Origin of the sequence: Vibrio sp. 10N.222.49.C9, from assembly GCF_041474985.1 — a bacterium.
Taxonomy (GTDB): domain Bacteria; phylum Pseudomonadota; class Gammaproteobacteria; order Enterobacterales; family Vibrionaceae; genus Vibrio; species Vibrio crassostreae_C.
Window position 1 is genome coordinate 1 of the sequence record NZ_JBFRVD010000447.1, and the last position, 429, is coordinate 429.

The 429-nt window shown below is 47.8% G+C and carries 1 pseudogene; it reads left to right on the forward strand.

The features are described from left to right. A pseudogene (locus tag AB4585_RS23920) lies at window positions 1-429 on the forward strand (ABC transporter ATP-binding protein); the annotation flags it as partial.

Genomic DNA, 429 nt, shown 5'->3' on the forward strand with positions numbered 1-429 from the left:
GGACGCATTGTCGATAGCTACACCAATATCGCAACGGTAAAGCTCTTTTCTCACAGTAAGCGTGAGACCGAATATGCAGAAGAAGGCATGGAGGGCTTCCTAGATACCGTTCATCGCCAGATGCGCCTTGTTACCGGCTTTAACGTGATGGTTGAAGTGGTGAACTATGTATTGGTGTTCGCTATTGCGGCCATCTCCATCATGTTGTGGATGGACAATGCCATCAGCATTGGCGCCATTGCTATCGCAATAAGTTTGGCTCTACGCCTAAATGGGATGTCGATGTGGATCATGTGGGAAGTTGGGGCACTGTTTGAAAACATGGGCACCACGGTCGATGGAATGGCGACACTTTCGAAACCTATAGACATCAAGGACAAACAAGATGCGAAGCCGATTCAAGTGGAGAACGGTGGAATACATTTTGAT